This window comes from Vibrio sp. 10N.222.55.C6 (genome assembly GCF_041473395.1).
GTDB classification, from domain to species: domain Bacteria; phylum Pseudomonadota; class Gammaproteobacteria; order Enterobacterales; family Vibrionaceae; genus Vibrio; species Vibrio crassostreae_C.
Genome location: NZ_JBFRSD010000037.1, coordinates 1 through 26,269, shown reverse-complemented (window position 1 = coordinate 26,269; position 26,269 = coordinate 1). Strand labels below are relative to the sequence as shown.

At 44.4% G+C, this 26,269-nt stretch carries 24 protein-coding genes; 7 read left to right on the top strand and 17 right to left on the bottom strand.

What is annotated here, in order from left to right; genetic code table 11:
* Positions 1-59: 59 nt before the first annotated feature.
* Positions 60-1,706 (top strand): chaperonin GroEL, encoded by a 1,647-nt coding sequence (gene groL, locus AB4486_RS19455; protein WP_372118265.1) that lies wholly within the window; start codon positions 60-62, stop codon positions 1,704-1,706.
* 154 nt (positions 1,707-1,860) lie between these two features.
* On the opposite strand, the gene AB4486_RS19450 is transcribed toward groL, so the two are convergent.
* Positions 1,861-2,514, bottom strand: coding sequence for a numod4 motif family protein (locus AB4486_RS19450; RefSeq protein WP_372118262.1), 654 nt, complete (start codon positions 2,512-2,514; stop codon positions 1,861-1,863).
* 252 nt (positions 2,515-2,766) lie between these two features.
* The gene (locus AB4486_RS19445) at positions 2,767-2,913 is read right to left on the bottom strand and encodes a helix-turn-helix domain-containing protein (RefSeq protein WP_372118260.1); all 147 of its coding nucleotides are present in this window, start codon (positions 2,911-2,913) and stop codon (positions 2,767-2,769) included.
* Positions 2,914-3,149: 236 nt separating this feature from the next.
* On the opposite strand from AB4486_RS19445, the gene AB4486_RS19440 reads away from it, so the two are divergent.
* Positions 3,150-3,689, top strand: coding sequence for a recombinase family protein (locus AB4486_RS19440; protein ID WP_372118257.1), 540 nt, complete (start codon positions 3,150-3,152; stop codon positions 3,687-3,689).
* Positions 3,690-3,720: 31 nt separating this feature from the next.
* Here the strand turns inward: AB4486_RS19440 and AB4486_RS19435 are convergent, their stop codons facing one another.
* The 4 genes from AB4486_RS19435 to AB4486_RS19420 form a co-directional block, all read right to left on the bottom strand.
* Positions 3,721-4,740, bottom strand: a complete 1,020-nt coding sequence (locus tag AB4486_RS19435) for an acyltransferase family protein (protein WP_372118255.1) — start codon at positions 4,738-4,740, stop codon at positions 3,721-3,723.
* A 316-nt stretch (positions 4,741-5,056) separates the two neighbouring features.
* On the bottom strand, positions 5,057-5,965 hold the full coding sequence (locus tag AB4486_RS19430; RefSeq protein WP_017065109.1) for an IS5 family transposase: 909 nt from the start codon (positions 5,963-5,965) through the stop codon (positions 5,057-5,059).
* A gap of 29 nt (positions 5,966-5,994) precedes the next feature.
* Positions 5,995-7,176 carry a DUF6538 domain-containing protein gene (locus AB4486_RS19425; protein WP_372118252.1) on the bottom strand — a complete coding sequence of 394 codons (1,182 nt, stop codon included), beginning with the start codon at positions 7,174-7,176 and terminating at the stop codon, positions 5,995-5,997.
* 255 nt (positions 7,177-7,431) lie between these two features.
* Positions 7,432-9,726 (bottom strand): ATP-binding protein, encoded by a 2,295-nt coding sequence (locus AB4486_RS19420; protein WP_372118250.1) that lies wholly within the window; start codon positions 9,724-9,726, stop codon positions 7,432-7,434.
* A 567-nt stretch (positions 9,727-10,293) separates the two neighbouring features.
* Here AB4486_RS19420 and AB4486_RS19415 point away from each other — a divergent pair.
* Both AB4486_RS19415 and AB4486_RS19410 read left to right on the top strand, forming a co-directional pair.
* Positions 10,294-10,851, top strand: a complete 558-nt coding sequence (locus AB4486_RS19415; protein WP_372118247.1) for a VC2662 family protein — start codon at positions 10,294-10,296, stop codon at positions 10,849-10,851.
* Between the two features lie 192 nt (positions 10,852-11,043).
* Positions 11,044-12,522 (top strand): diguanylate cyclase, encoded by a 1,479-nt coding sequence (locus AB4486_RS19410; RefSeq protein ID WP_372118244.1) that lies wholly within the window; start codon positions 11,044-11,046, stop codon positions 12,520-12,522.
* Between the two features lie 65 nt (positions 12,523-12,587).
* Here AB4486_RS19410 and AB4486_RS19405 read toward each other — a convergent pair whose 3' ends face one another.
* The 3 genes from AB4486_RS19405 to epmB all read right to left on the bottom strand — a co-directional run bounded on the left by AB4486_RS19405 (position 12,588) and on the right by epmB (position 14,763).
* The gene (locus tag AB4486_RS19405) at positions 12,588-13,076 is read right to left on the bottom strand and encodes an MgtC/SapB family protein (protein WP_004733333.1); all 489 of its coding nucleotides are present in this window, start codon (positions 13,074-13,076) and stop codon (positions 12,588-12,590) included.
* Between the two features lie 105 nt (positions 13,077-13,181).
* Positions 13,182-13,727 carry a prepilin-type N-terminal cleavage/methylation domain-containing protein gene (locus AB4486_RS19400; protein WP_017067163.1) on the bottom strand — a complete coding sequence of 182 codons (546 nt, stop codon included), beginning with the start codon at positions 13,725-13,727 and terminating at the stop codon, positions 13,182-13,184.
* 13 nt (positions 13,728-13,740) lie between these two features.
* On the bottom strand, positions 13,741-14,763 hold the full coding sequence (gene epmB, locus AB4486_RS19395; RefSeq protein ID WP_372118241.1) for an EF-P beta-lysylation protein EpmB: 1,023 nt from the start codon (positions 14,761-14,763) through the stop codon (positions 13,741-13,743).
* Positions 14,764-14,796: 33 nt separating this feature from the next.
* Here epmB and efp point away from each other — a divergent pair, with 33 nt between their 5' ends.
* Positions 14,797-15,363, top strand: coding sequence for an elongation factor P (gene efp / locus AB4486_RS19390; RefSeq protein WP_372118238.1), 567 nt, complete (start codon positions 14,797-14,799; stop codon positions 15,361-15,363).
* 287 nt (positions 15,364-15,650) lie between these two features.
* Here the strand turns inward: efp and frdD are convergent, their stop codons facing one another.
* The 4 genes from frdD to frdA are packed head-to-tail and all read right to left on the bottom strand — an operon-like array spanning position 15,651 to position 19,040.
* Positions 15,651-16,037, bottom strand: coding sequence for a fumarate reductase subunit FrdD (gene frdD / locus AB4486_RS19385; protein WP_017063167.1), 387 nt, complete (start codon positions 16,035-16,037; stop codon positions 15,651-15,653).
* A gap of 12 nt (positions 16,038-16,049) precedes the next feature.
* The gene (gene frdC / locus AB4486_RS19380) at positions 16,050-16,433 is read right to left on the bottom strand and encodes a fumarate reductase subunit FrdC (protein WP_136977161.1); all 384 of its coding nucleotides are present in this window, start codon (positions 16,431-16,433) and stop codon (positions 16,050-16,052) included.
* Position 16,434: 1 nt separating this feature from the next.
* Positions 16,435-17,199: a succinate dehydrogenase/fumarate reductase iron-sulfur subunit gene (locus AB4486_RS19375; RefSeq protein WP_009847917.1), complete on the bottom strand. Its 765-nt coding sequence runs from the start codon at positions 17,197-17,199 to the stop codon at positions 16,435-16,437.
* Positions 17,199-19,040, bottom strand: a complete 1,842-nt coding sequence (gene frdA, locus AB4486_RS19370) for a fumarate reductase (quinol) flavoprotein subunit (protein WP_372118235.1) — start codon at positions 19,038-19,040, stop codon at positions 17,199-17,201. Before frdA ends, AB4486_RS19375 begins: the two co-directional genes overlap by 1 nt.
* A 450-nt stretch (positions 19,041-19,490) precedes the next feature.
* Here frdA and epmA point away from each other — a divergent pair, with 450 nt between their 5' ends.
* Positions 19,491-20,462: an elongation factor P--(R)-beta-lysine ligase gene (epmA, locus tag AB4486_RS19365; RefSeq protein WP_102428020.1), complete on the top strand. Its 972-nt coding sequence runs from the start codon at positions 19,491-19,493 to the stop codon at positions 20,460-20,462.
* A gap of 85 nt (positions 20,463-20,547) precedes the next feature.
* Here epmA and AB4486_RS19360 read toward each other — a convergent pair whose 3' ends face one another.
* The 4 genes from AB4486_RS19360 to rsgA form a co-directional block, all read right to left on the bottom strand.
* Entirely contained in the window at positions 20,548-21,435 is an 888-nt protein-coding gene (locus AB4486_RS19360; RefSeq protein ID WP_017071213.1) for a DMT family transporter, read from the bottom strand.
* A gap of 113 nt (positions 21,436-21,548) precedes the next feature.
* The gene (locus AB4486_RS19355; protein ID WP_017061303.1) at positions 21,549-22,964 is read right to left on the bottom strand and encodes a DASS family sodium-coupled anion symporter; all 1,416 of its coding nucleotides are present in this window, start codon (positions 22,962-22,964) and stop codon (positions 21,549-21,551) included.
* Between the two features lie 308 nt (positions 22,965-23,272).
* Positions 23,273-24,193 (bottom strand): archaetidylserine decarboxylase, encoded by a 921-nt coding sequence (asd, locus tag AB4486_RS19350; protein WP_017063172.1) that lies wholly within the window; start codon positions 24,191-24,193, stop codon positions 23,273-23,275.
* A gap of 125 nt (positions 24,194-24,318) precedes the next feature.
* Complete coding sequence (rsgA, locus tag AB4486_RS19345; RefSeq protein WP_372118232.1) at positions 24,319-25,374, bottom strand: small ribosomal subunit biogenesis GTPase RsgA; 1,056 nt, start codon at positions 25,372-25,374, stop codon at positions 24,319-24,321.
* Positions 25,375-25,524: 150 nt separating this feature from the next.
* On the opposite strand from rsgA, the gene orn reads away from it, so the two are divergent.
* The gene (orn, locus tag AB4486_RS19340) at positions 25,525-26,070 is read left to right on the top strand and encodes an oligoribonuclease (RefSeq protein ID WP_010434065.1); all 546 of its coding nucleotides are present in this window, start codon (positions 25,525-25,527) and stop codon (positions 26,068-26,070) included.
* Positions 26,071-26,269: the final 199 nt, after the last annotated feature.

Sequence of the window (26,269 nt, the reverse complement as noted above, 5' to 3'; positions counted from 1 at the left end):
TCAGAATGACGCGATAACGCTGAGACGCCCCGAAACAAAGAATTTGAAAGGAAATTAAGATGGCTGCTAAAGACGTTAAATTTGGTAATGACGCACGTATTAAAATGCTAGAAGGTGTAAACGTTCTGGCTGACGCAGTAAAAGTAACGCTAGGTCCTAAAGGCCGTAACGTTGTTCTAGACAAATCATTTGGCGCACCGACTATCACTAAAGATGGTGTTTCAGTTGCACGTGAAATCGAACTTGAAGACAAGTTCCAAAACATGGGCGCGCAAATGGTTAAAGAAGTGGCTTCGCAAGCGAATGACGCGGCGGGCGACGGTACGACTACAGCAACAGTTCTTGCTCAAGCAATCATCACTGAAGGCTTAAAAGCCGTTGCTGCTGGCATGAATCCAATGGATCTTAAGCGCGGTATCGACAAAGCAGTTATCGCTGCAGTTGAAGAGCTAAAAGGCCTTTCTGTTCCATGTGCAGATACAAAAGCTATCGCGCAAGTAGGTACTATCTCTGCGAACTCTGATTCGACAGTAGGTAACATCATTGCTGAAGCGATGGAAAAAGTAGGTCGTGATGGCGTAATCACGGTTGAAGAAGGTCAGGCTCTACAAGACGAGCTAGACGTAGTTGAAGGTATGCAGTTCGACCGTGGTTACCTATCTCCTTACTTCATCAACAACCAAGAAGCGGGTTCTGTTGATCTAGAAAGCCCATTCATTCTTCTTATCGACAAGAAAGTTTCGAACATCCGTGAACTTCTTCCGACTCTAGAAGCAGTAGCTAAGGCATCTCGTCCACTTCTTATCATCGCTGAAGATGTAGAAGGCGAAGCGCTTGCAACTCTAGTTGTGAACAACATGCGTGGCATCGTTAAAGTGGCTGCTGTTAAAGCGCCTGGTTTCGGTGACCGTCGTAAGTCTATGCTGCAAGACATCGCTATCCTAACTGGCGGTACGGTTATCTCTGAAGAGATCGGCCTAGACCTAGAGAAAGTAACGCTAGAAGACCTAGGTCAAGCTAAGCGTGTAACTATCACTAAAGAAAACTCAACCATCATCGATGGCGCGGGCGAAGAAACAATGATCCAAGGTCGTGTTTCTCAAATCCGTCAACAAATCGAAGATGCAACGTCTGACTACGACAAAGAGAAACTTCAAGAGCGCGTAGCTAAGCTAGCTGGCGGTGTTGCAGTAATCAAAGTGGGCGCTGCAACTGAAGTTGAGATGAAAGAGAAGAAAGACCGCGTTGAAGATGCACTTCACGCAACTCGCGCTGCCGTTGAAGAAGGTGTGGTTGCTGGTGGTGGTGTTGCACTTATCCGCGCTGCATCTAAAGTTGCTGGCCTTGAAGGCGACAACGAAGAGCAAAACGTCGGTATCCGTGTTGCACTACGTGCAATGGAATCGCCTATCCGTCAAATCACGAAGAACGCAGGTGATGAAGAATCTGTTGTTGCTAACAACGTTCGTGCTGGCGAAGGTAACTACGGTTACAACGCGGCGACTGGCGAATACGGCGACATGATTGCAATGGGTATCCTAGATCCAACTAAGGTAACTCGCTCTGCACTTCAGTTCGCAGCGTCAGTTGCTGGTCTTATGATCACAACAGAAGCGATGATCACTGACAAGCCTCAAGATTCAGCTCCTGCAATGCCTGATATGGGTGGCATGGGCGGTATGGGTGGCATGGGCGGCATGATGTGAGCCACCTATGCTGATTTAAGTTATTAATAAACAATAGCTTAAAAATACGTGTAGACATCAATGTAGACATCAATGTAGACATCAATGTAGACATCAATGTAGACATCAATGTAGACAGTAAGGGATGCCCTGTTTTAGACGCCGGCATCCCTTTTTAATGGCAACTCCACCCCTTCTCTTCTAATACCAGTCCTGACTGCCATTGTGCCTCTTGAATTTCATCAAACAGAAAGTCTTCTGATTCATTTGCTCGTTCGGGATTCTCGAAGTTCCAATCAATGAAACTGTAGGTATGCAGTTCCTCTCCAGAATAGCTATGGAAGTAATCGTCAAGCATCATATTGTCTCTAGCTTGTGCTGCGCGCTTAGCTGAATCGAATTTTCCGTATTTCTTCCCATCACCACTTAAAGCCTGATACCAACCCCATTTGTTTTTGTGAATTCCACTAAACCCTTTAAGCGTAGGCGTCTTTTTCGCAAGATTATTCTGCCTTGTGGTGCAACGGCGTAGATTACCTCTGGTGTTGTTAAGCGGGTTAGCATCAACATGATCAACTTCTTGTTCATCGTCGGGATTCATCAGTAAGCGGTGAAGGTAGGCGTTGTTTTTGTTGCTTCTGGCAACATACTTCCCATCTTTACGCTTGTGAGCATGAAAACTGTGTTCTTTCAGGATGTCGATATCGCATAGGCTGATAAGTGTTGTTTGGTTCTTACCGATACCAACTTTGGCGACAATGTGATTGTCGATGTTGAGAATCTGAATGTTTTTCTTATGGCGTCCGTAGCCATTCTTGAGTCGGGTCATGCTAATTCCTTTTAAAACAGAGTGTTACGTGGTGCTACATGGGTGCTACATCTGGCCTTCTTACTATTTCATTTAAAAACAATGACTTACGGAATCTGCAACATTGCAATTTCCAAATATAAATACGCACACAGATATAGATATATTGAAAGGTAGAGTGGGGTAGATTGAGTAAATTACGGCTTTAGGCCAGTAAAAATGCGGCTTTTCGGTTAGTCAGTGAGGGACAACGGCTCCATTTAGCCGTTTAAGCTATTTCAAGCCTGCCAGTCTCAGAACCTTGCCAACGGTATTGCGATGGCATCCCACTCTTTCAGCGATAGCGTTGTGGGTGAGGTTGGCATCTCTCAGCCTGATTATTTTTTCTCTTTTGGTACGAGTGATTCGGTTAGTTAGCATATTTTCCTCCAAGTCTGGTGATTCATACCTAGATTTTAAGTTGATAGCACTCAAATGAACGGATATGCACATATCGGCATATGCCTATCAATATGTAACTATATGATTGTTATAAGTAAGTTGATGAAAACTTACGGAGAAATAATCATGAAAATATCGTTAAAAGTTATTCTTACCTTACTTATCACAGTCTTATCTCTGATTCTGGAAATTAATCAGGATGAAGAGGTGTGAGTATGGCTAACGTTGGTTACGCTCGAGTGAGCACTGCTGGGCAGAGTCTAGAGTCTCAACTAGAGGCTCTGAGAGCTTGTGACAAGGTCTTTCAAGAAAAAGAGTCAGGTGCTAAGGCTGAGCGTCCTCAGCTCGTTACTATGCTTGATTACGTGCGAGATGGAGACACTATAACGGTAACCAAGCTTTGTCGCTTGGCTAGAAATACAAAACATCTTCTCGAGATTGTTGAGTATCTTGAACAGAAAGGCGTATCGCTGGTGGTACTTAATCTCGACATCGATACGAAATCACCAACGGGTCGTTTGATGCTTACTATGATAGGCGCAGTAGCTAGTTTTGAACGTCAGCTTCTGTTGGAAAGACAAGCCGAAGGTATTGCGATCGCTAAAGGTAATGGGAAGTACAAAGGTCGTAAGCCGACTGCAAGAGCAAAGCAAGAAAAAGTGATAAAACTCCTATCCGAAGGTTTGAGTAAGCCGCAAGTTGCTCAAGAACTAAATATCAGTTTATCAAGTGTTTATAGAAATAATAAATTATAACTTACAAGGCTGCCAATGCTGCAGCCTTAACTTATCGAAATGAATTTCTTATTTTAATTTTTGCAGGTTTTTCATAGTATTTAAAGCTAATCGCTGATGAAATAATTGTAATGGTGACAAATGTTATTATTGTTATTCTTGATTGATAAAAGTCATGCTCTTGGCTAACGAAGCAAACGAAAAATAGTTGAATAGGATAATGCCAAAGGTACATTCCGAAAGACAAGTCACCTAGAGTTTTGTATTTTTTGCCATAGTTTACATTGTGTGACTGTAACAAAGCTAGAAAAATGGTTAGTAGCGCAAACTCAAGGCCGTAAGGGGATGTTGATGCAAGTGCAAAACCTAACAACGTAAGAGTGATTATTTTTAATCTGTCTTTTCTGCAGCTAAGTATTAGGTTGTATACGTGATAGGTTAAGCCACCAATAAAAAAATAATATAAGCAGTTTAATAGATCAGTCTTAATATAGCTATTAAGAGCAGTTATTAAAGCCAATGTGACGATTAGTTGAATTGAATCTAGTTTAATAAATTTGCAGTATAAGTAAAAAGCTATATATGCAAAAACTTCCACAGATACCGACCATATAGGAGCATTATATGACCAGCCATCTTGAAGGCCCCAGTGAGAAATAAGGAATACATTAAGAATGAAGTGCTTTAAATCATTAAATGAATATACAAAGTAATAGCCATTTTTTTCATTAAAATAATATGCAGCAACTGCTGTTATTATAAGTGTTAGTATGTGCAGAGGATAAAGTCTAGCTATCCTGTCTTTTATGTAATCAGATGGTAGTGTTTTTCCTAAACTTATTTTCTTACTGTAGGTAAAAAAGAAAACAAATCCGGATAAAACCCAAAAATATTGTACGGCAATATTACCATAATTATAAAATAGACTAAAAACATTATAAAAAGGTTGTTCTTGCTTAATGAAAGAAACTCCCTCTATCATGTAAAAATGCTGATAATGCCAAAACAAAACTGCCATAGCGGCAATAAACCTAGATAGGTCAAGAAGGTGGAAGTTTTTAGGTGAACTCATTTTAAAATCTAAGCCTAGTAAATCTATATCGTTAGATTATACCCTTGTGACAAACAGAAAACCCACCCCAGAGTGTGTCTTTAGGGTGGGTTTTATTGTTTTGGGAAGGTTTTGTCATAGGGTCTAACCCTATTGGCATTACCAGAGCAATTTCGTTAGCCCTAAATCGTAGGCTTCCTTTAGCTGTTCTAGTTCGTATCCTTTGGAATAATAGCCATAGCTCATTGTATTCCCTCGCTTGTGACCGAGTAGAGCTGCAGCGGGCGTTGTTGATCAAATCAGCTTGAAGATCAACGACACCATATGTAGCTAGCCGTTAGCTTCTAACGGGCATACCTAGTCCTATGACTTTGTTAATCGCTTTGACATTCGCCATGATTTCGCCCACTTGAGCGTTGTAACATCTCAAGCTCAATTTATCGCTTGTTAGTCCTTTATATCGGGACATAGCAGTCTCAGATATTGAACGATAGTGATAACCAGACTCTGTTTTCCATTCCGATATTGTTCCATCTCTCAGAGCCATTACCGCTTTGTTTCTGGGATGACCGTCTTCCCAAAGAGCTGCATTCTTTCGAGGCGGTATTAACGGAGTACAGCCTTTATTTTTCAGAGTCTCGTGGCAATTTTTTGTGTCATATGCTCCATCGGCGGATACGGCAGCGACCTTTCTACGTAGTGGGTTGAGTAACGTCGGTAACACTTCACTATCGCCTACATTTACAAGACTGACTTCCGCACTAATCGCTTCGTGAGTATCCACATCCACAGCTAAGTGCAGTTTGCGCCATGTCCTACGTTTTTCTGTACCATGCTTTTTCACTTTCCACTCCCCCTCACCAAAGACTTTGAGGCCAGTAGAATCAATGGCTATATGGCGAATAGCCCCTCTCGATTTATTGCGATATTTGACCTGAACTGTCTTCGAGCGTTTACTGATACAGGTGTAGTCAGGGGACGTTAGTGGAACATCTAATAGCTCAAAGATAGAGTCGATAAAGCCTTGAAGAGCACGTAAAGGAAGAGAGAAGATGCCCTTAATCATCAAGGCGGTTTCAATCGCTGTATCAGAGTACTGAAAGCCTCTCCCACGCTTACCATGATGAGTTTTGCATCGCCATGCATCTACGGCTGAATCATCTATCCAGAATGTAACCGAACCACGTTTACAAAGAGCCTTATTGTACTCCGTCCAGTTAGTTATCTTCTTGTTTGCTTTACCCATATCACCACCATTCCAATCGTTTCAAATGATCAGATCACAGGACTTGGAAAAGGTTCAACTAATTTAGGCAACAACGCCGCTGCAGCGTGTAGTTCAGTGACCCCTGCTTGCTGTAGCGCAGTAGCAAACATCACTCTAAGCGAGTAGAAGCACTTGGCGGGATTATCTGAAATTTGCTCGGTTTTAATTCGAGAGAACTGACGTCCCATCTTTTTAGCATCACTGCCTAGAACTAGTGAGCTTGCAGCTTGGTTAGCTTTGATGCGTCTAAGTTCAGCACCTAAGTCTGAGGTGAGTGGGATTGTTCGAGTAGCAGCGTTGGTTTTACCTCTCTCGATGAAAATAGCAGTAATGTCATCGCTAACAATTATGTTCTCACAACGTAGGTTAGTAAGTTCTGAAGGTCTACAGCCTGTGAAAGCTCCAAGTTTGAAAAATAGCTGCAGAGTTGAGTCACTCTCAGCTACTTTTGTGCGCAGCAATGTGAATTCTTCAGCGGTGAAGGCTTGGGTTTTATCTGTATCTGATTTGCCAAACTCGTGCCCATCAAAAGGTGATGAACCTGAGACCTCGCCCATACGTGCACTGTGTCGCCAGATGGAGCGCAGACGACTAATGTTACCTTGGATAGTACTAGTCTTGTATCCTGCTTGTTGCTGGTGGCAAATAAACTGGTAAACATGACGCGTGCTAATTTCTCCCAGCTTGATATCGTAGTGCTCCAAGTACTTCAGTAATTCATCTGCTGAACGTTTTACTTTAGCTGTAGTTACGGCGCTTTTAGATGCTTGGTTGTCTTTAACCCATTGTGCTGTAGCCTGCTTGAGAGTAATTGCGTAGCGAGCACTTTGGTCTTTGCGTCCGTTAACTGTTGTTAAGGCGTGAAGCATGACCTCATCTTCCTTTGCTATTTGGTCATAGTCGTAGGGTTCATCCCATTGATAAGGATATTTTTCTTTGTCTTCCGTAAGTGTGCGAACAAGCTCTTGGAATCGATAACGACTGGCATCAGGAGTAACAAGCTCATGCTCTGCAAGTCTGCCGTTGATGATATCGCGCTTTCTACGAGCTTCTCTCAAGTCTCCAGTGTCTAGGCTTTCAGATATCATTGATCGATTAGGATATCTGTCTTGTAGTGCTGCAGGTACACGTCTTTGATACCACCAGATATTTCCTCGCTTTTTTAGATGCCGATTGATGTTCTGTGCCATGTAGTCACCGTTGTAGACAAATTTGTAGACAGCGATGTTACCTCAAAGCCCTGATAATACGGTATGACGGGGTTCACAGAGCGAAATGGGCGGCATGATGTAATCATCCCCCTTTCTCTATAGCAGAGAAAGTCACACATAAGCTTTAGAAAACGGAGACTTCGGTCTCCGTTTTTTTGCTCTTAAGCCTTATTTATTCGCATCCCGTATCTGTATTTCAGCTTCACCATCACCCTTTTTTCCAAAGCTCCTTGGTCAGCCTGCCTTGTGCGTAAACTGTTGTTCATCAATTTTTTGCAGCATCATGTCACGCTTAAATGGTTTTGGAAGATAATCGTTCATTCCACACTCGAAGCAACGTTTAATATCATCATCGAGCACGGATGCCGTTAAAGCGAGGATATGTGTTGCCTGAAGTTGCAGGTTTTCTTCATAGCGCCTGATTCGCTCTGTTGCCTCAAAGCCATCTACATTCGGCATCATGCAGTCCATCAAGATAAGGCCGATGTCTTGATGATGCTCTTTATATAAATCAATCGCTTCTTGTCCATCATTGGCAACCCAATATTCAATCCCTAACTTATCTAAATTGATACATACCACCTTCTGATTTACGCGGTTATCTTCAACTACGAGGACTTTTTGACGTACAGTCGCTTCTATCGGCTCAGGTTGATGTTGAGGGGGTTGTGGCTGTGACCTTTCAAGCACGGAGTTCAACATGCTACTTAAGCGGGAACCGAGCATAGGAAGAGTCACATAGCCTGAGATAAAATGACACTCACTCATAGGATCACTAAGATTATCTTTCACTATGATGATTTTCACCTCTGGTGCTAAGCGATGCAGTGTTTTGGCTTGGTTAATATCTTCCATCAAAGCGATCTCTGGGAGGTCAGTTGCCGCCAAGTTTGTTTCGATTGATTTTAGTTGTGGTGAGTAACCAAGGCGGAACAAGTCATCGAGTAAAAGTTTCGATGGCGCATCTGAATAATAGACAACGGTTTGTTTACGATTTTTATGTTCAGAATGATCTGATGGCACTACGGTTAATTGGAAATGAAAGCAACTGCCCACGTCTTTCTCTGACTCAACGTTTATCGAGCCTCCCATCATTTCCACCATACGTGACGAAATACTAAGCCCTAATCCGGTCCCCGCAATATTGGAGGTGATGTTGGTATCTTCTTGGCAAAACGCTTTGAAAATGTGCTCTTGTTGGTCTGCTGCGATACCAATACCCGTATCTCGAACAGAAAACTCGACCACACACTCTGTTTCCAATGATGGAAGCCGTTTAGCGGTGAATACGATAGAGCCTTGTTCTGTAAATTTGATCGCATTTGAGGCTAAATTCATCAACACTTGGCGAATTTTATTCCCATCAACATGAATGTACTCTGGGAGCTCGCCATCAATTTCAACTTCCAACTTAATCTGCTTTTGATAAGCTTTAGAAGAAATCAGAGTCACGCTATCAAACAGCAGCTCTCTTAAGTCTGTCGTATGTGGATTAATTTCCAGTTTACCCGATTCAATTTTGGACAGATCGAGAACATCGTTGATCAACATAAGTAAGGTTTGAGAAGAGGTATAGATAGTCCCAAGGCAGTCTTTCTGTTCTGCGGATAGTTTGGTTTCTGCCAGTATTTCTGACATACCAATCACGCCATTAAGCGGTGTCCGTATCTCATGAGACATATTGGCAAGAAAGGCACTTTTTGCGCGGTTTGCTTGTCGTGCTTTCTCTTGTGAAACAATCAATTGAGTTTCAAGTTGACTGGCACGCCACACAACATAAAGCAGCACCAGTAACGTCACCCCTCCTAATGCGGCTGTCGATAAGTAGCTGTACGACTTTATCTGCGTCAGGCTCTCTGCGATCTGCTTGGGTGTTTCGGTGAAAAGTAAGTTGAGCTCATCTTCAACATGATAAATACTGCTGGTGAGTTCTCCTTTGAGGCCGCTATCAGAGCTGTACCCGACACTCTTTAACCCTCGCTGCAATCGCCAAAAGTGGCGTTTAAAATTATTAAACGAAGCTAATGCACTGATCGTTCGGGAATTCTGTTCTATTTCATCTTGGATTTTGAACAATGAATCGACAATCTTATCTAATGTTGTCTGATCAAAATCGGTAAAGAACTGATACATGAGATCTTGTGTTTCTAAAGTCAATTCTTCAAGCTGCACATTATTGGATTCATGTACGAAGCGCTCAAGTGTCAACGCTGCATTTTTTAGTTTCTCAATGAGCCCAATTTGGTCCCTCTTGCCATGTATGCTGACTAACTCAAGGGCTAATAATGTAAAGGCGGTGTGGTACTCGTCGAGATACTCGACAACTTTGGCATAATTAAAAGAAATATTGAGGTCGCTTCGTACGATTTTCCCATCGATCTCAGCCAGCTTTTCGATCAGCTGACTTCGCTTTATATTGAGTTGTTCTTGAATCTCTGGTTGCCTTGTGGAAACAAACTGCTGCTCTTGTCGTCTGACAGAGAGCATAACGCTATAAGCTTCAGAAAGACTGAGCTGGAGATTAATCATGTCCTGCTCTTTGTTCTTCAGAGCATGGCTAACATAGATATAGAGGCCTAAAAATAACACGATAGCCAAAAAACCACGCGAAATAATTGCTTTAATGGTCTGTTTATTCGTAGGTTCCTTAACCATGCTATTCCCACTGTTTCATATCGTTCTATTCCTATATTAGAATTTAGTTTATTTTCAGAATTTTACGAACATTAGTTTTTGAATACCTGAGGTCTGTTGAGCTTTTATCAATAAATTTTTTAGGATGACATCGCTTTAGATGCGGCAATAAGTGTGTGGGCTATAAGCTTGTGAAACATGTTGATTTTCTCGCCTAGATTTTTGTTTGGAATAATAAGCATTAGAGCGGAGGTTTCGGTCTCTGTTTTTTTTGCTTTTCGCATCTCGTTCACTCGAATCCCGCATCTGCTCTTAACCATTGCTCTTTATGATTTAGCGGCTTATATTCAACAGTACAGTTATTACATTGATTTAACATGGGTAGCTGTTGAATAAAGGACAATAAATGCTTGATTAAAAATGGATTAATCAAGTGAACAATAAGTCAGTGGAGACTCCCCAATGAAAAAACTACTTTCAGTACTTGCTGTGTCTGCAGCAGTAATGGCACCGGCGGTATTTGCTTCTTCGCCTGTTATGTTTTCAACGATCAATGGCTTCAACGCACCTGACTCAGATGCTGTTGGCGGTGTGCGCTTGGCTTTACTTCACGGACAAGTGAACGACCTTAAAGGTGTCGATCTTGCTGTTGTTGGTATGTCTGAGACGCAAACGACCACAGGTGTGAACCTGGGTATTTTGGGTGCATCAAAAGTGAACCAAGAAATGACCGGTGCATCTCTAGGTTTCTTCAACTGGAACACGGGTAAAACAACGGGTGTTAACCTTGGTGCTGTGAACATTACTAATGATGTGAAAGGCGCGAACGTGAGTTTCGTCAACTACTCAGAAGGTAACACTATGGTTGATGTTGGTGCAGCGAACCTTTCAGAAGTGTCTACGGTTCAGGTTGGTATCTTCAACAAAACCAACAAAATCGAAGGCGTACAAGTTGGTCTGATCAACTGTGCTGACAACGGTTTCTTCCCGTGCTTCCCGATTGTAAACTTTGCTAAGTAAGGCTTAGTGTTACTATAGTGATTCATAACGCCTAAGTGCATCTGACTTAGGCGTTATTGCAACTCAACATTTTCTTATAGATATCCAAACGCCCCTCCAAAATAGATAAGCATATTGTTTTATATTTTCTATTGCAGTATTTTTACTTATGAGTACAATGTGCGATAAATTCCTAATGATGATTTATATGCTTTGATTAACCACCATACCGTCGATTTTAAAAAGGCTTTCTTAGGCCTGACCGCCAGTTTTTTAGTAGTTTTGAGCTTGTTGCTCGTTGATTCAGCGGAAGAATCAGATAAACAGTATGGAATGGAAAACCAAGGCGTAACACGCTCTTTAGCGGAGCTCACACAGATCATAAATGCGCTTGAGTACAACATCACTGCGCTTTATCCACTGCATGGGGATACCTACGTATTCTCGCATGACAAAAAGATCGAGGGTGAGACGTGTTACTTCACCAGTGAGGAGCAACATGCCCCTCGTTTTGATTTTATGTTCTCTGGCCCTCGCGAGATGTGCAACCCGGAATCGGACCTTTATACCGAAGCGGGTAAGCGCCTGTTCATCGCGCCGACCATGGCTTATTTTGCCAATACCATTGATACCATCTCTGCGATTTATTTCATTTCAAAAGAGAAATTCATTATCTCTTCGCCTTCTGATTTTGCCAGTTACATTAAGGGCGACACCTTTGATTCGGTTGTGAATAGCAGGCCTTATTGGGTGAACACGATTCGCTTTGGCTTAGCTCAAGGGCAAGACCAAGTGGTGTATACCGGCCAATATGATGATTACTTAACAGGTCAGAAAGTGGTGACCTTAACCAAAGGAATCTACGTTAATGGTGAGTTTAAAGGGGTATTGGGTGTCGATGGTTATGTCTCGAACCTAGTATCGAACCCTACCCATGGCTATAAAGTCACAAGTACTCGAGGCGCAAACAAATACGGGTTTATGGATTTTACGTATTCCAAGCCTCTGTATGTCAATGACATTGACACCCAGTTATATCTGAGTATTGAAGAAGATAAGAGCGAGCGCTTTCTGCATGTATTGGAGATGGAGAAGATTCAGCTTTCGATACTGTTGGTTTTGTATCTGCTCTTAGTTTTATGGCTATGGCGCTTCTATACAAGACAAGAGCACCAGCGTTTAAATGAGCTAGCAATGCGCGACCCATTAACGGGCTTGCTGAATCGACGTGGTTTTGAGGCTCGATTACTGGCGCAAGATGAGGAGCCGATTATTGGTGTTGGCGTGTTTGATATTGATGATTTCAAAGTCGTTAATGATCAGCATGGCCATAAAGTGGGGGACGAGGTGATTTGCCATGTTGCTCAGGTGATGCTGAATAGCGTTAGACAGCAAGATATCGTGGCACGGTTTGGTGGCGAAGAGTTTGTTGTCGCGATCACGGGTGAATCTTCTGAGTTGCTTTCGTCGATCTTTGAGCGAATTCAAAATGATATTAGCCTGCAAAGTTATCGATGCCCAACAGGTGACAAGATTAGTATCTCAGTGTCTGGTGGCGCGACGCTTTACTCTTTGTATAAGTTCGACAGCGTAGGGCACTTGTGGGAAAACCAGAGTATTCGTTCGTCTGATGAGCAGCTCTATAAGGCAAAGGCTGCGGGTAAGAATCAGGTGTGTATTCAGGTGTATTAATTAGTTGGATACACAAAGGCCTAGTCGTGTGACTAGGCCTTTTTAATGTCTGTTTCAGGTTGAGGTTACTTCTTCACGCGGCCTTTTCTCATCCACTTCTGATGCACACCACGACGCAGGCTCTGGAAGCTGTTTTCCACTTTATCGACACCAAGCAGAATCACTAGCGCCATTAGCGTGATAATGACCGATTGGGAAAGATGCCCTAGTGCGATCATCATACCTAATGCTGCGAGTACCCAGATAATTGCGGCTGAAGTCACGCCATGAATCTTGCCATCCAGTGTCATCATTACACCAGCCCCAAGAAATCCAACACCCGTAATTATCTGACCAAGCACACGAGCTTGATCGAGTGTGTTGGGGGATAGGCTGATCGCCATGGTGAGGAAGAAATAGGTACCACTGATGATCAGAATCGACGTTCGGATTCCGACGGGTTTACCGCGTGTTTGCCTTTCGATTCCGATTAAAGAACCACACAGCATGCATGCAGCGAGGCCTGCCCAGCTAAAGGGGGCAAGGTTGAGAGTTTGTTCTATAAATTGTGACATATCACCCCTCCTAAAAATTTAGAATAGAGCCGAGTATGCTAATAATAGACCGGACGATCGAACAAAAACTTTTTGTCTTAACGATTGATAAAGATTACTTAAAACCTAGCAGCCGCTTGTTGTTAAGGTGAAGGCTGGTGTCGTGGTCTCTGTCGCTTCTTGGTACTCAAGGTAGCAGTTATCAGCCTGTTTTTTTCGGCTAGAAGGCGCATAAAGAATAATGCCATCATTCGCATCTGTGTTGGTAAAGAACCAGTCAGCTCGACCCGTATCCCAAACAGCATCTAGAAAGGTTGATTCGATGAGCTGTGACCAAGTTTGATCGTTCATCGCTGCAGGATAACCATAGACCACTGAGATATTGTCACCCTCAACATTAATCGATGCGCTAGCTGCTTTATCTAAGCCCAATGCTGATGTCTTACCATAAAGCATAGCACTTGCGCCCTCCATTCCGCCTTTAAGGCCGTTTAATGTCGAGATACGAGCATCGGTTTGAAGGTTGAGGAACTTAGAAGCTGCAGTGACCGACACAATACCTAGAATCACGATCACCACGACCAGCTCGATGATGGTGAAACCTCTTGAGCTGAACCTAAGCGCTGGTTGAGATGTGGTTGCTGGTGGAGCAACTGAGGTATTGTGTTTCATTGATACAACTTCTCTATTCAATGTGTAGGTCGAGTGGTGTCTTGCTGCTGCGCCCGCCAATCTCACGGGTTAACTTAGGTACTAGGTAGCCTGAAACCTCAGAGATTAATCCTTTAAAGTGATGCTTCGCCTCTTCATCTGAAATATAGAAGTGCGCTGCGCCCTGAACCTTATCAAGTACATGCATATAGTAAGGTAAAACACCGACGTCGAATAGCTTTTCGCTTAATTCTTTCAATGAGTTAGCGCTGTTATTTACGCCTTTAAGCATCACGCCTTGGTTGAGCAGAGTCGCACCACTTAACTTAAGCTTGTGGAAAGCTTGTTTGAGCTCTAAGTTAATTTCGTTGGCATGGTTAATATGGCTCACCATCACCACATTAAGGCGAGTTTGAGCTAACAATTGGCATAGTTCATCCGTTACTCGAGCGGGAATCACAACCGGTAATCGGCTATGAATTCGAACTGTTTTCACATGTGGAATTTGTGCGATAGCATGAATTAGCCACTCTAGTTCGCTGTCTTTTGCCATCAGTGGATCGCCACCCGACAAGATAACTTCGTTGATCTCTGGGTGAGCCGCCACATAGTCTAGGTTGGTTTGCCAAACAGACTTCGAGCCCTTGTTATCTTGGTAAGGGAAGTGACGACGGAAGCAGTAGCGGCAGTTAATCGCACAACCGCCTTTTACAATCATCAGTGCGCGGTTTTTGTATTTGTGCAGTAAGCCCGGAATTGCATTTTCTTGTTCTTCCAAAGGATCGGCGGAATAGCCTTGGTGTACCTCAAACTCTTCGCTTAGCGGTAAAACCTGTCGTAGCAATGGGTCGTGTGGGTTGCCTTTTTCCATTCGTTCGACAAAGCTAAGAGGTACCCGAAGTGCAAATAACTCACGAGCAGCGAAGCCTGCTTGCCACGGTGTTGGGTCTATTTCCAATGCCTCAAGCAGTTTTGTCGGGTCAGAGATCGCATTCGATAGTTGTTTGAGCCAGTTTTGCTCAACAGATTCGACTTTTCGGGTTATGATATGCGGCATTGAAATTAACTCAAAGATGTGGAAGAGAAAATCATGGCGTCAGTAAGCACCAATGAATTCAAAGGCGGTTTAAAATTCATGTTAGATAATGAGCCTTGCGCAATTATCGACAATGAATACGTTAAGCCAGGTAAAGGCCAAGCGTTTAACCGTGTAAAACTTCGTAAACTGCTGTCAGGCAAAGTGTTAGAGAAAACATTCAAATCAGGCGAAAGCTTCGAGCTTGCAGATGTTGTTGACGTTGAACTAGGTTACCTATACAACGATGGCGAATTCTACCACTTCATGAACAACGAAACATTCGAGCAAATCGCTGCTGATGCAAAAGCAGTAGGCGAGACTTCTAAATGGTTAGTTGAAAACGACGTATGTACTCTAACGTTGTGGAATGATAACCCTATCACAGTAACTCCACCAAACTTTGTTGAGATCGCAGTAACAGAAACCGATCCTGGCCTTAAAGGCGACACACAAGGTACTGGCGGTAAGCCTGCAACTCTAGCAACTGGCGCGGTAGTTCGCGTACCTCTATTCATCGCAATCGGTGAAGTTGTTAAAGTTGATACTCGTACTGGCGAATACGTTGGTCGTGTGAAGTAATTGACTTCAAGTATCTGAAAAAGGTCGCTTAGGCGGCCTTTTTTTGTATCCCAAGATCAGATTCGCGTAAACGAGATGCGGGATGCGAGATACGAAGAGCTGGAAGAGCAGATATGTGTGAACGAGATGCGAGATACGAAAAGCAGGAAGATCAGAGCCGAGTCAGAGAGATAAGATATTCAACAAATAACAAAAAAGCAGAGCTGGATAACCTAGCTCTGCTTTTGTTTTCTGCTCTTAAGCTCTTCGATACTCGTTTACCCGAATCTCGAATCTGCCCTTAACTCTTAAATCATAAAGATGAAAATAACAGACAATGCGCTGATTAGGCCTGCAACGAAGTAGCAGCCCACTTTACCCGCAACGCCGACATGGAACTTAAGGTCGTGCATGCCGTGGTGAAGACGGTGCATTGCGTGCCACATTGGCAGTGCTAGCGTACCGATGATGAATAGCGCACCGATAATGCTGGTGGCGAATTCAGACACACGCTCGTAGCTCATTGCGTCCGCATCGATGATGCCCATTGGCACTAAGATACCTAACACTAGAACCGTGATTGGTGTGATCATCGCAAACCAAGTACCGCCAGCGCCAAATAGGCCCCACCAGATTGGCTCATCAGAGCGTTGTGGGTTGTGGTTAACAGGTTTTACTTTGTAATTTGTGTTCATAACGAAAGCTCCTTACACCACAACAAGAACGATTAAAGAAATAAAAGCCACCGCTGCCCACTGGGTCAGTACGATGATTTTTTTATCAACCAATTTGCCTTTAAGACGGATTGGCATTACTTGAGGCATCATGCTGAAGAAGGTTTGAGCGTGCAGCAAGCTGCCTAGCAGTGCCACGATGTTGATACCAACGACGATAGGGTTCGCCATAAAGCTCAACCAACCCACCCACGCTTCAGGGCCTTTCACTAGTGCACCCAAACCGAAGGTTAGGAACAGAGTGAATAGAATCAAAGGCAGTACAGTCGCTTCACGTAGCATGTAGAAGCGGTAGAACGGATGGTTGCTCCACCACGTTCTCTTCATCTCACGAACATAAGGCTTACGATTGCTCATATTATGCCTCCTCTGCTGTTTTTACTTGCGATCCGTCTGGCTTGAACATCGAGATAACGAAGTCCATTGAAGACTCAACTTTACCTTGGTTTACTGCAGCCGCTGGGTCTACTTTCTTCGGACATACGTCAGAACAGTAACCTACAAACGTACAGCCCCAAGCGCCATTGTCGCCATTGATAAGCTTCATACGTTCAGCTTTACCATTGTCACGGCTATCTAGGTTGTAGCGGTGAGCAAGAGCAAGTGCCGCAGGGCCGATGAACTCAGGGTTTAGACCAAACTGAGGACATGCTGCGTAACACAAACCACAGTTGATGCAGCCAGCGAACTGCTTGTATTTCGCCATTTGCTCTGGAGTTTGGATGTTCGTGCCGTCTTCTGGCTTACGGTCGTTACCAATGATGTAAGGCTTGATTGCTTCAAGGCGTTCGATGAACGGTGTCATGTCGACAATCAAATCTTTTTCGATTGGGAAGTTAGCCAAAGGCTCAATCTTGAAGCCATTCGGGTAGTCACGTAAGAAGCTCTTACACGCCAGTTTTGGCACGCCATCAACCATGATGCCGCAAGAACCACAAATCGCCATACGACAAGACCAACGGTAAGACAGGTCTTTATCTAGGTTGTCTTTGATGTAACCGATCGCATCAAGTACTGACATGGTTTCATCAAACGGAACTTCAAAGGTTTGAAAGTGAGGTTCTGCATCGTGCTCAGGGTCATAACGCAGGATTTCAATTTTTTGGATTCGATTCGCTGACATTATGCTTGCTCCTCTTCGCTCTTCTTAGCATTCTCTTCTGCTGCTTTTTCAGCGGCAGCGGCTTTCTCTGCAGCTTCACCGTACAGACGAGCTTTAGGTTGAGATTTGGTGATCTTAACGCCGCTGTAGTCGATGGTTGGTGCTGCATCTTCGTTGTAGAAAGATAGAGAGTGTTTCAGGAAGTTCACGTCATCACGTTCTGTGCAGTTGTCGTCTAGACGTTGGTGTGCACCGCGAGACTCTTTACGAAGAATCGCTGAGTGAACCATCGCTTCTGCAACTTCAAGGCCGTAACCCACTTCGATAGCGTAAAGTAGGTCAGTGTTGAACACTTTGCCTTTGTCTTTAATGCTGATCTTCTTGTAGCGAGCTTTCAGTTCAGTGATTTTGTCGATGGTCTTTTGCATCAAGTCTTCTTGACGGTAGATACCACAACCCGCTTCCATGGTGTGACCCATTTCAGTGCGGATGTCAGCCCAGTTCTCATCGCCTTCTTGAGCCAAGATGCCTGCGATGCGATCTTCAACCGCTTTCACTTGCTTAGCGATAGACTCTTCGTTCCAGCCTTTGAATTCAGCAGCGCGTTTCACTGCTTCTTCACCAGCAACGCGGCCAAATACTACGAACTCAGCCAGAGAGTTAGAACCTAGGCGGTTTGCACCGTGTAGGCCAACTGAAGCACATTCACCAACGGCGAATAGGCCTTTAATGCGAGTTTCACACGTACCGTTAGTTTCAATACCACCCATGGTGTAGTGAACGGTAGGGCGAATTGGGATTGGCTCTTTTGCCGGGTCTACGTTTACGTACGCTTTTGCAAGCTCACAGATGAACGGAAGACGCTCTTGCAGGTACTCTTCACCCAGGTGGCGAAGGTCAAGGTGTACGACATCACCAAGTGGGTGCTTGATGGTGTTGCCTTTCTGCTGCTCGTGCCAGAATGCTTGAGAAACTTTGTCACGAGGACCCAGTTCCATGTATTTGTTCTTCGGCTCGCCCACTGGAGTTTCAGGGCCCATGCCGTAATCTTGTAGGTAACGGTAGCCGTTCTTGTTGACGATGATACCGCCTTCACCACGACAACCTTCGGTCATCAAGATGCCAGTGCCCGGTAGGCCTGTTGGGTGGTATTGAACGAACTCCATATCACGCAGTGGTACACCGTGGCGATAAGCCATTGCCATACCGTCGCCAGTTACGATGCCGCCGTTGGTATTACAGTGGTAAACACGACCTGCGCCACCGGTTGCTAGAACAACAGATTTTGCTTTGATGGTAACAAGCTCACCTTCAGACATATGAATCGCGATTAGGCCTTGTACTTCGCCATCTTCAACGCCGCTCTGGTTTTCTACGAGAAGGTCCACCACAAAGTACTCATCAAATCGTTTGATTGTGTCGTACTTCATCGAAGTCTGGAACAGAGTATGAAGCATGTGGAAGCCGGTTTTATCCGCTGCGAACCACGTTCTCTCTACCTTCATACCGCCGAATCGGCGTACGTTTACTTCACCGTTTTCTTTACGACTCCATGGGCAGCCCCATTGTTCCATTTGGATCATTTCGCGAGTCGAGTTTTCAACAAAGTATTCAACAACATCCTGTTCACATAGCCAGTCGCCACCGCCAACAGTATCGTTGAAGTGGTTATCTAAGCTATCTTCGTCTTTAATTACTGCTGCTGAACCGCCTTCTGCCGCTACCGTGTGCGAACGCATTGGGTAAACTTTAGAAATCAGTGCTACTTCCAGTTCAGGATTAGCTTCAGCCGCAGCAATAGCTGTACGAAGACCAGCGCCGCCTGCGCCGATGACTGCGATATCTGTGGTAATTGTCTTCACAGTTATTCTCCAGTGTGATGCGGAGTATTCCGCTTGTTATTATAAAAAGCATTTAGAGAGTACTTAAACGGCATCAACCGTTTATCACCCCTAAGCCTTAAGTGGTAGGTTCAGTGTAAGAGAGGAAGGTATTCGAAAAGTTGATGCATTTGGGTTTTTAGGTCGGTAATGCATATGGAGGCATAGAAATTATAGGTTATGTGACTGCAATCACGGCAATGAATTGTTGATAACGTTTAACCCACAGGGTGGGTGTTAACGGCTTGTTGAGTATGATTTTTGTTATCAATGTTGATGTGAAATCTGTATTGATAATTGTATTGTAGAACGTAATTTTCTGGCTTCATTAAAACAACATTTTGCTTTCACGAATAGAAAGATAGAAGCTTACAAAAGCGATGAAAGGTGGTAATTTCCGTCGCCTAGAATTCAGTAATATGGAACTCAATAATGCACTCTACATGGCAACCGGCCGCAACCATTAAACAGTTAAAGCAACGTGCTGATATCCTTAATCAAATTCGTCAGTTCTTTGTTGAGCGAAACGTGATGGAAGTGGATACGCCTGCGATGAGCCACGCCACGGTGACGGACGTGCATTTGCATACTTTCAAAACTGAATTCGTAGGGCCGGGTTATGCGCACGGTCAGCCTCTGTTCTTTATGACTAGCCCTGAGTTTCATATGAAACGTCTATTAGCGGCGGGCAGTGGCTGTATTTACCAAATTTGTAAGTCTTTCCGTAACGAAGAAAATGGCCGTTACCACAACCCTGAGTTCACCATGTTGGAGTGGTATCGCGTTGGCTTTGATCACCATGACCTGATGGATGAAATGGATTTGCTGTTACAGCAGGTACTTAAATCGGGCTCAGCAGAGCGAATGACTTACCAACAAGCCTTTATTGACGTGTTAGGTGTGTGTCCCCTGGAAGATTCGATGGCTACGCTAAAGCAAGCCGCAGCAAAACTTGGGCTCAGCGATATAGCTGACCCTGAAGAAGATCGTGATACCTTGCTGCAGTTGCTGTTTAGTATTGGGGTTGAAGCCAAAATAGGCCAACAAGTCCCTGCGTTTGTTTATGACTTTCCGGCTTCACAAGCGGCATTGGCTAAGATTAATCCTGAGGATTCGCGAGTGGCGGATCGCTTTGAGGTGTATTTCAAAGGCATCGAGTTAGCAAACGGCTTCCATGAGCTAGATAAACCACAAGAGCAGCTCAAGCGTTTTGAAGATGACAATGCCAAACGTATTGAGATGGGCTTATCGCCTCAACCGATTGACCATCACTTGATTGAGGCATTAAAAGCGGGCTTACCAGACTGTGCGGGTGTTGCTTTAGGTATTGATCGTCTGATCATGCTGGCGTTAGGTTATGACCACATCGATGACGTGACGGCTTTTCCTTTCCCACGTTCTTAACTTTTTGCTTTTGTTTTTACTGAGAGTGAATAGTCATTAGCTATTCACTCTCAGTTTCCAATCAGCTGCCAATTAACTTCACTAGCTAGCTGACTAGAATACCAGTACCCACTACGGCAACAATGGCACCGATCCAAGCGTAGGCATTTGGTCTCTGTTTGGTGTACAGCCAAAGTATTGGTAACAACATGATAGGTGTGGTTGAAGACAACAGAGCAACCATGCCGACATTTCCTTCTTGCAGTGCATACAAGATCAGCGTCATTCCCACCGCCATAGCAAGAAAGCCGTTCACTGCGGTAATCGCGAATATTTGACCATTCATCGGGTTAATTGCGCGTGAGAGCTTAGCGCCAGTTAGACGAAATGCGGAGTGAGCAACAAAAGCGGTAATCATACGAATCGCTGAAGCGGCAACAGGGTCTATGCTGGTTTGCATCACGGGTTTTGCAATAATACCGCCCAAGGCTTGGCAAATAGCGGCAGTGATTCCGAGAGCTACACCAATCCACACGGTGCCCTTGATGGTTTCGAGTTGGTTGTTGGCTTGTCCTCGACGACCAAAGAATATCGCGGTTAATACACCACTGAACACCAAAGCCGAGCCAATCAGCTCCACCGAAGTCATGCTTTCGCTAAATAGGAAGTAACCAAGAATTGCCGAGAACACGGCGTGACAAGAGAACAGCAAACCTGCTTGGCGCGGTCCCATTCTGTTCAAACAAGCAAATAGGGCGGTATCACCAATGAAGATGCCAATTAGCCCAGACAGCATCATCGGCGTGACTAGGTCTGCTTCGACCGTTGACCAGCCACCAGTAAACCAAGCCATGCTCGATAAGATGATAGCAGTGCAACCCATGCGCCAACGGCTATAGGCGAAAGAACCTAAGTGTTGAGCAGGCTTTACTGACATCAGGCTCGCGATAGCCCAAAGAAAAGCGGCAGCAAGAGCCAGCCATTCGAATCCCATTGAAGTGTACGTCCGTGTCAAAATGTAGAAGTGGGGGATTCAATATGCACTAAACCTTCCAGATAGCAAAGACGTGATTACTATCTGGAAGGGCATTAGTAGGGATTAACGTACTAGGTGATGATAAACAGGGCGAGGTAAACCATCAGCAAGCCCACAATACCTAAGATGATGCCCATCTTCGCCATGTCTTTGCTTTCGATAAGCCCGGTCGAGTAGGCCAGTGAGTTTGGTGGTGTCGATACGGGCAGAATCATGCCAAGTGACGCAGAGAAGGCGACCACAACCAGCAAGCCTTGCAGACCACCAATCGCAACTAGGCTTTCCATGGAAGCACCAATTGCAGCGGCTATCGGCATCAGCAAGTTGGCCGTCGCAGTGTTTGACATGAAGTTCGCCATTAACCAACACACGATAGACAATGTCAGTACCACAGCTGCAGGTGACAGCGATTCATAGTCAATTGCGTGTGCGAGTGCAGCGGCTAAGCCTGTTTTATCTAAGCCAATACCAATCGCAATACCACCTGCGACCAGCCACAACACATCCCAGTTAATCAGCTTGAGTTCTTCTTTGCCCATGATGCCAGTGAGCGTAAACACAGCCAGTGGAATGATAGACACGACATAGGTGTTCATGCCGTGCAGTTTGGTGGTCATCCACAATAAGATTGTCGCAGCGAAGGTGATGTAAACCACAATCGCTCGCCAGCTCTTTCTAAATTGTCCATCAAGCTTGAGCACCATGTTTCTTTCTTTAGAAGGGAAGAGTTTTTGTAGAAGAAACCAAGCGATGGTGAGTTGGATGATCACAAAGGGTAAGCCCATCATCATCCAGCTGAGGAAGTCGATGGTATTTTCACCCGTTAGGTATTGCAGCGCGATGGCATTGGGCGGTGTACCGATTGGGGTTGCGATACCGCCAGTATTGGCAGCAATTGGAATACACAACACGAGCGCTTTGATACCCATATCGCCTTTTGGTGCAGATGCCACGATAGGGCCGAGCAGTGCAAGCATCATTACCGTCGTTGCGGTATTTGACATGAACATTGAGAACACGGCGGTGATCAGCATTAAGCCGAGCATAATGAAGCGCGGTTCTGTACCAAATGGTTTGAGAAGCACTCGAGCTAGGTTGTTATCGAGTTCATACTTGGATGCGGATATCGCAAGAGCAAAACCACCCATGAAAAGGATGATGATCGGTGACGAAAATGCACCGAAGATGTCGGTATATTTGATTAACTCACCGAGATCGTGCCCCGCTGGTGGATTTCTAAATAGGTGTAAACCTTTGTCAGATATCATCACCAGTTCAAGCGCAATGATCAAAATGGAAGTGGCGAATACCGGAACAGGTTCAAGCACCCACAGCAGGGCTGCTAATAAGAATATCGCCAACAGGCGGTGTTGAATCAGCGTGAGATCATCGATTGGTATTGAATCTATCGGCATGAATAACACGCCTAAGGGAATCGCAAAACAAATCAACAGCTTGACCAGAACGCCAACATTGAGTTTAGGCATGTACAAAGACCCTATAAATAAAATATCTTCAAATAGAGTAAGTTATCTGGATTTCTGGTACTTGGAGACGGGTTGGAAAATCAAAAAGTTGTTTAAGGTTTCGACAGTTGTTTTGTTTTTGGTCAATCTTTTATCTGGGCAATTAGAGACAAGAGTGAGAAGCATCAGGTGGCTGGGCAGGGTTTGAAAGATTGAGTTGTTAGAGCTTGAGTAGCAAATGAATCGGTAGAGTTAAGAAAAAGGCGCGTTCTTCTCTGAAATAGAAAAAGTAACGCGCCTTGAAAGCTTAAATGAGTTAACTCAAATTGTTAAGCTTGGTCAGTGTTCTCAGCAGAATCGGTAACAACATCGTCATTTGCTTGCGCTTCTTTGCCAGCAATGTGCGCGAAAGGTGTACCAAGAACCGTTTTCTCGCCATTTTGCATAGTGTCGTCAAACTTGATCGCATCTTTAGCGAACAGGTTGATAACGGTTGAACCAAGCTTAAAGCGGCCCATCTCTTCGCCTTTCTTCAAGATGATTGCTTTGTCACCTTGTGCAGGGTAATCCCATTTGTAAACCGAGTTACCACGAGGTGGGGTGATGGTACCTGCCCATACTTGCTCAATGCTACCTACGATCGTTGCGCCAACCAGCACTTGTGCCATTGGGCCAAATTCCGTATCGAAGATACAAACGACACGCTCATTACGTGCGAATAGGTTTGGAACGTTTTCTGCCGTTAACGGGTTAACTGAGAAAAGGTCACCTGGAACGTAGATCATCTGGCGCAGTGTGCCGTCGCATGGCATGTGCACGCGGTGGTAATCACTTGGAGACAGGTAAAGCGTTGCGAATTCACCGTCTTTAAATTCATCCGCTAGCGCAGCATCACCACCCAATAGCTCGCGAGCTGAGTAGTTATGGCCTTTCGCTTGAATCAGTTGACCGTCAGTAATTGGGCCAAATTGGCTCACACGTGCATCTGCAGGGTGAACAATAACAGACTCACCTTCAGCGATAGGACGCATGCCTTCTTTCAATTCACGCACGAAGAATTCATTGAATGTTTTAAAGTGTTTTGGATCGCTATGCAGAGCTTCATCCATGTTCACTTTGTATTGCTTGATGAACCAGTTGATGATCGCTGTCGTTAAGCCGCCCGCTTTAGCAGACGCAAGTTTGCCGACTAGGCGAGTTAATCCATGTTGTGGAATCCAGTACTGCAATCCAACTTTAATCTTATCCATTGTATTAATTTTCCAATGCTAATTGTTTTTCAATTAAATCTGTCGATGACGGTTTAGGGCGCGAGATGTTACTTAAATTCGCGCCAATTGTCAGTAAATGCACACATTTGTTCACAAAAACGCGATTAGAGATCGGCTTTTTTGTTGCGTGAATACTGACGGTTATCTTTGTTACTCGCCATGCTTTCAATGATGCGGTGGTAGTTGTCGAAACGTAATCGACTGATCTTTCCGTTTTCTACCGCTACGCGCAGGATGCAGCCTGGGTCATCAATGTGTTTACAGTCACGGAACTTACAACCGCCAAGGTAAGGCTTGAACTCGATAAAGGCTTCAGTGATTTCGTCGGCCTCTAGGTGCCATAGGCCGAATTCACGCACTCCTGGTGAATCAATCAGATCACCACCAGAAGGGAAGTGGTATAAACGAGCTGCCGTGGTTGTGTGCTGACCAAGACCTGAGTTCTCAGAGACTTCGCCTTCTTCAATGTCTAGCGTAGGCATTAATGCATTCACTAGGCTTGATTTACCCACACCCGATTGACCAACAAAGATGTTGATACGGTCTTTGAGTTCAGCTTCCAGCTCTTTGATGCCGTAGCCAGACTCTTTACTCACGAACATCACTTTATAGCCGATCTTCTCGTACTCTTTAAGTGTTTCACGGTATTCAGCAATCTGCTCATCAGTCAGTAGATCGACCTTGTTCAGTACAACAAGCGGCGCGATGTTTACCGTTTCTGAAGCAATTAGGTAACGGTCGATAATATTAAGTGATAGCTCTGGTAGCACAGCCGATACGATAACCATTTGGTCGACGTTCGCAGCTACTGGCTTTAGGCCATCGTAGTAATCAGGGCGAGTCAGCATTGAAGTTCTCGGCTCAACCGCTTCCACAACGCCAGAAATACCGGCCATTGATTCTAAGCCTGCGCGCCAAGTCACTCGGTCACCAGAAACTAAAGTCTCGATACTACGGCGTAAGTTACAACGATGAACTTCGTTAGTTTCAAGATCTTCGATATCAGCATGTTGGCCAAAGCGCGTAATCACGAGTCCGCTTTTGGTTCCGCCAAGCATGTTCTCATCCCATTGGATAGAATCTTCTTTCTTGAGTCGCTTGTTCTGGTTGCTACGTACACGACGTACTTGACCTTTGGTTAACTTCTTTTTTTTAGCCACAATTTTTCACTTAACACATCTAACTTGATGATTGGGGACTCAAACAGGATGTTGCTGGTACCACGTGATTTCGATGGTCCTAAAGCTAGTTTGAGTATAGTTATTTGGGTATAGTACCTCTTTTACACATAAACAAATAGGCGACGCCTTATGTCCTTTAGCGATCAGAACCTTATTTGGGTTGATCTAGAGATGACAGGACTTGATCCTGAAACTCATAAAATCATTGAAATTGCTACTATCGTTACTGATAGTGAGCTTAACATCCTGGCTGAAGGACCTGTTTTGGCTATTCACCAACCTCAGAGTGAATTGGACAAGATGGACGAGTGGTGCACAACGACGCACACTGGCAGCGGCCTTGTGAAGCGAATTCAAGAAAGCACGGTTTCAGAGCAAGATGCCATCCAACAAACCATTGAGTTTCTTGAAAAATGGGTACCAAAAGGTAAGTCACCAATTTGTGGCAACAGCATTGGTCAAGACCGCCGTTTCCTATACAAGCACATGCCAGAGTTAGAAGAGTACTTCCACTACCGCTATGTTGACGTAAGCACTCTGAAAGAGCTGACTCGTCGTTGGAAACCTGAAGTGTTAGATGGTTTTTCTAAGTCGGGAAGTCACCTTGCGTTAGACGATATTCGAGAGTCGATCGCCGAGCTGCAGTACTACCGAAAAACGATTATTAACATCTAGTCGAATAAAATGATCACGTTTATCTAACTTTTCAGGGACATAAGAGCCGTTTTTTTTGCAAATCTGTGTGCTTTTACAGCAGTTGAGTAAAAAGTTTCGTAATTTTGCATTAAGGACTTGCATCACAAAAAAATGCTCTTATAATTCGCAGCCCTGAACGGAGAAAGACGTTTTCAGATTGCGATACTAGCTCAGTTGG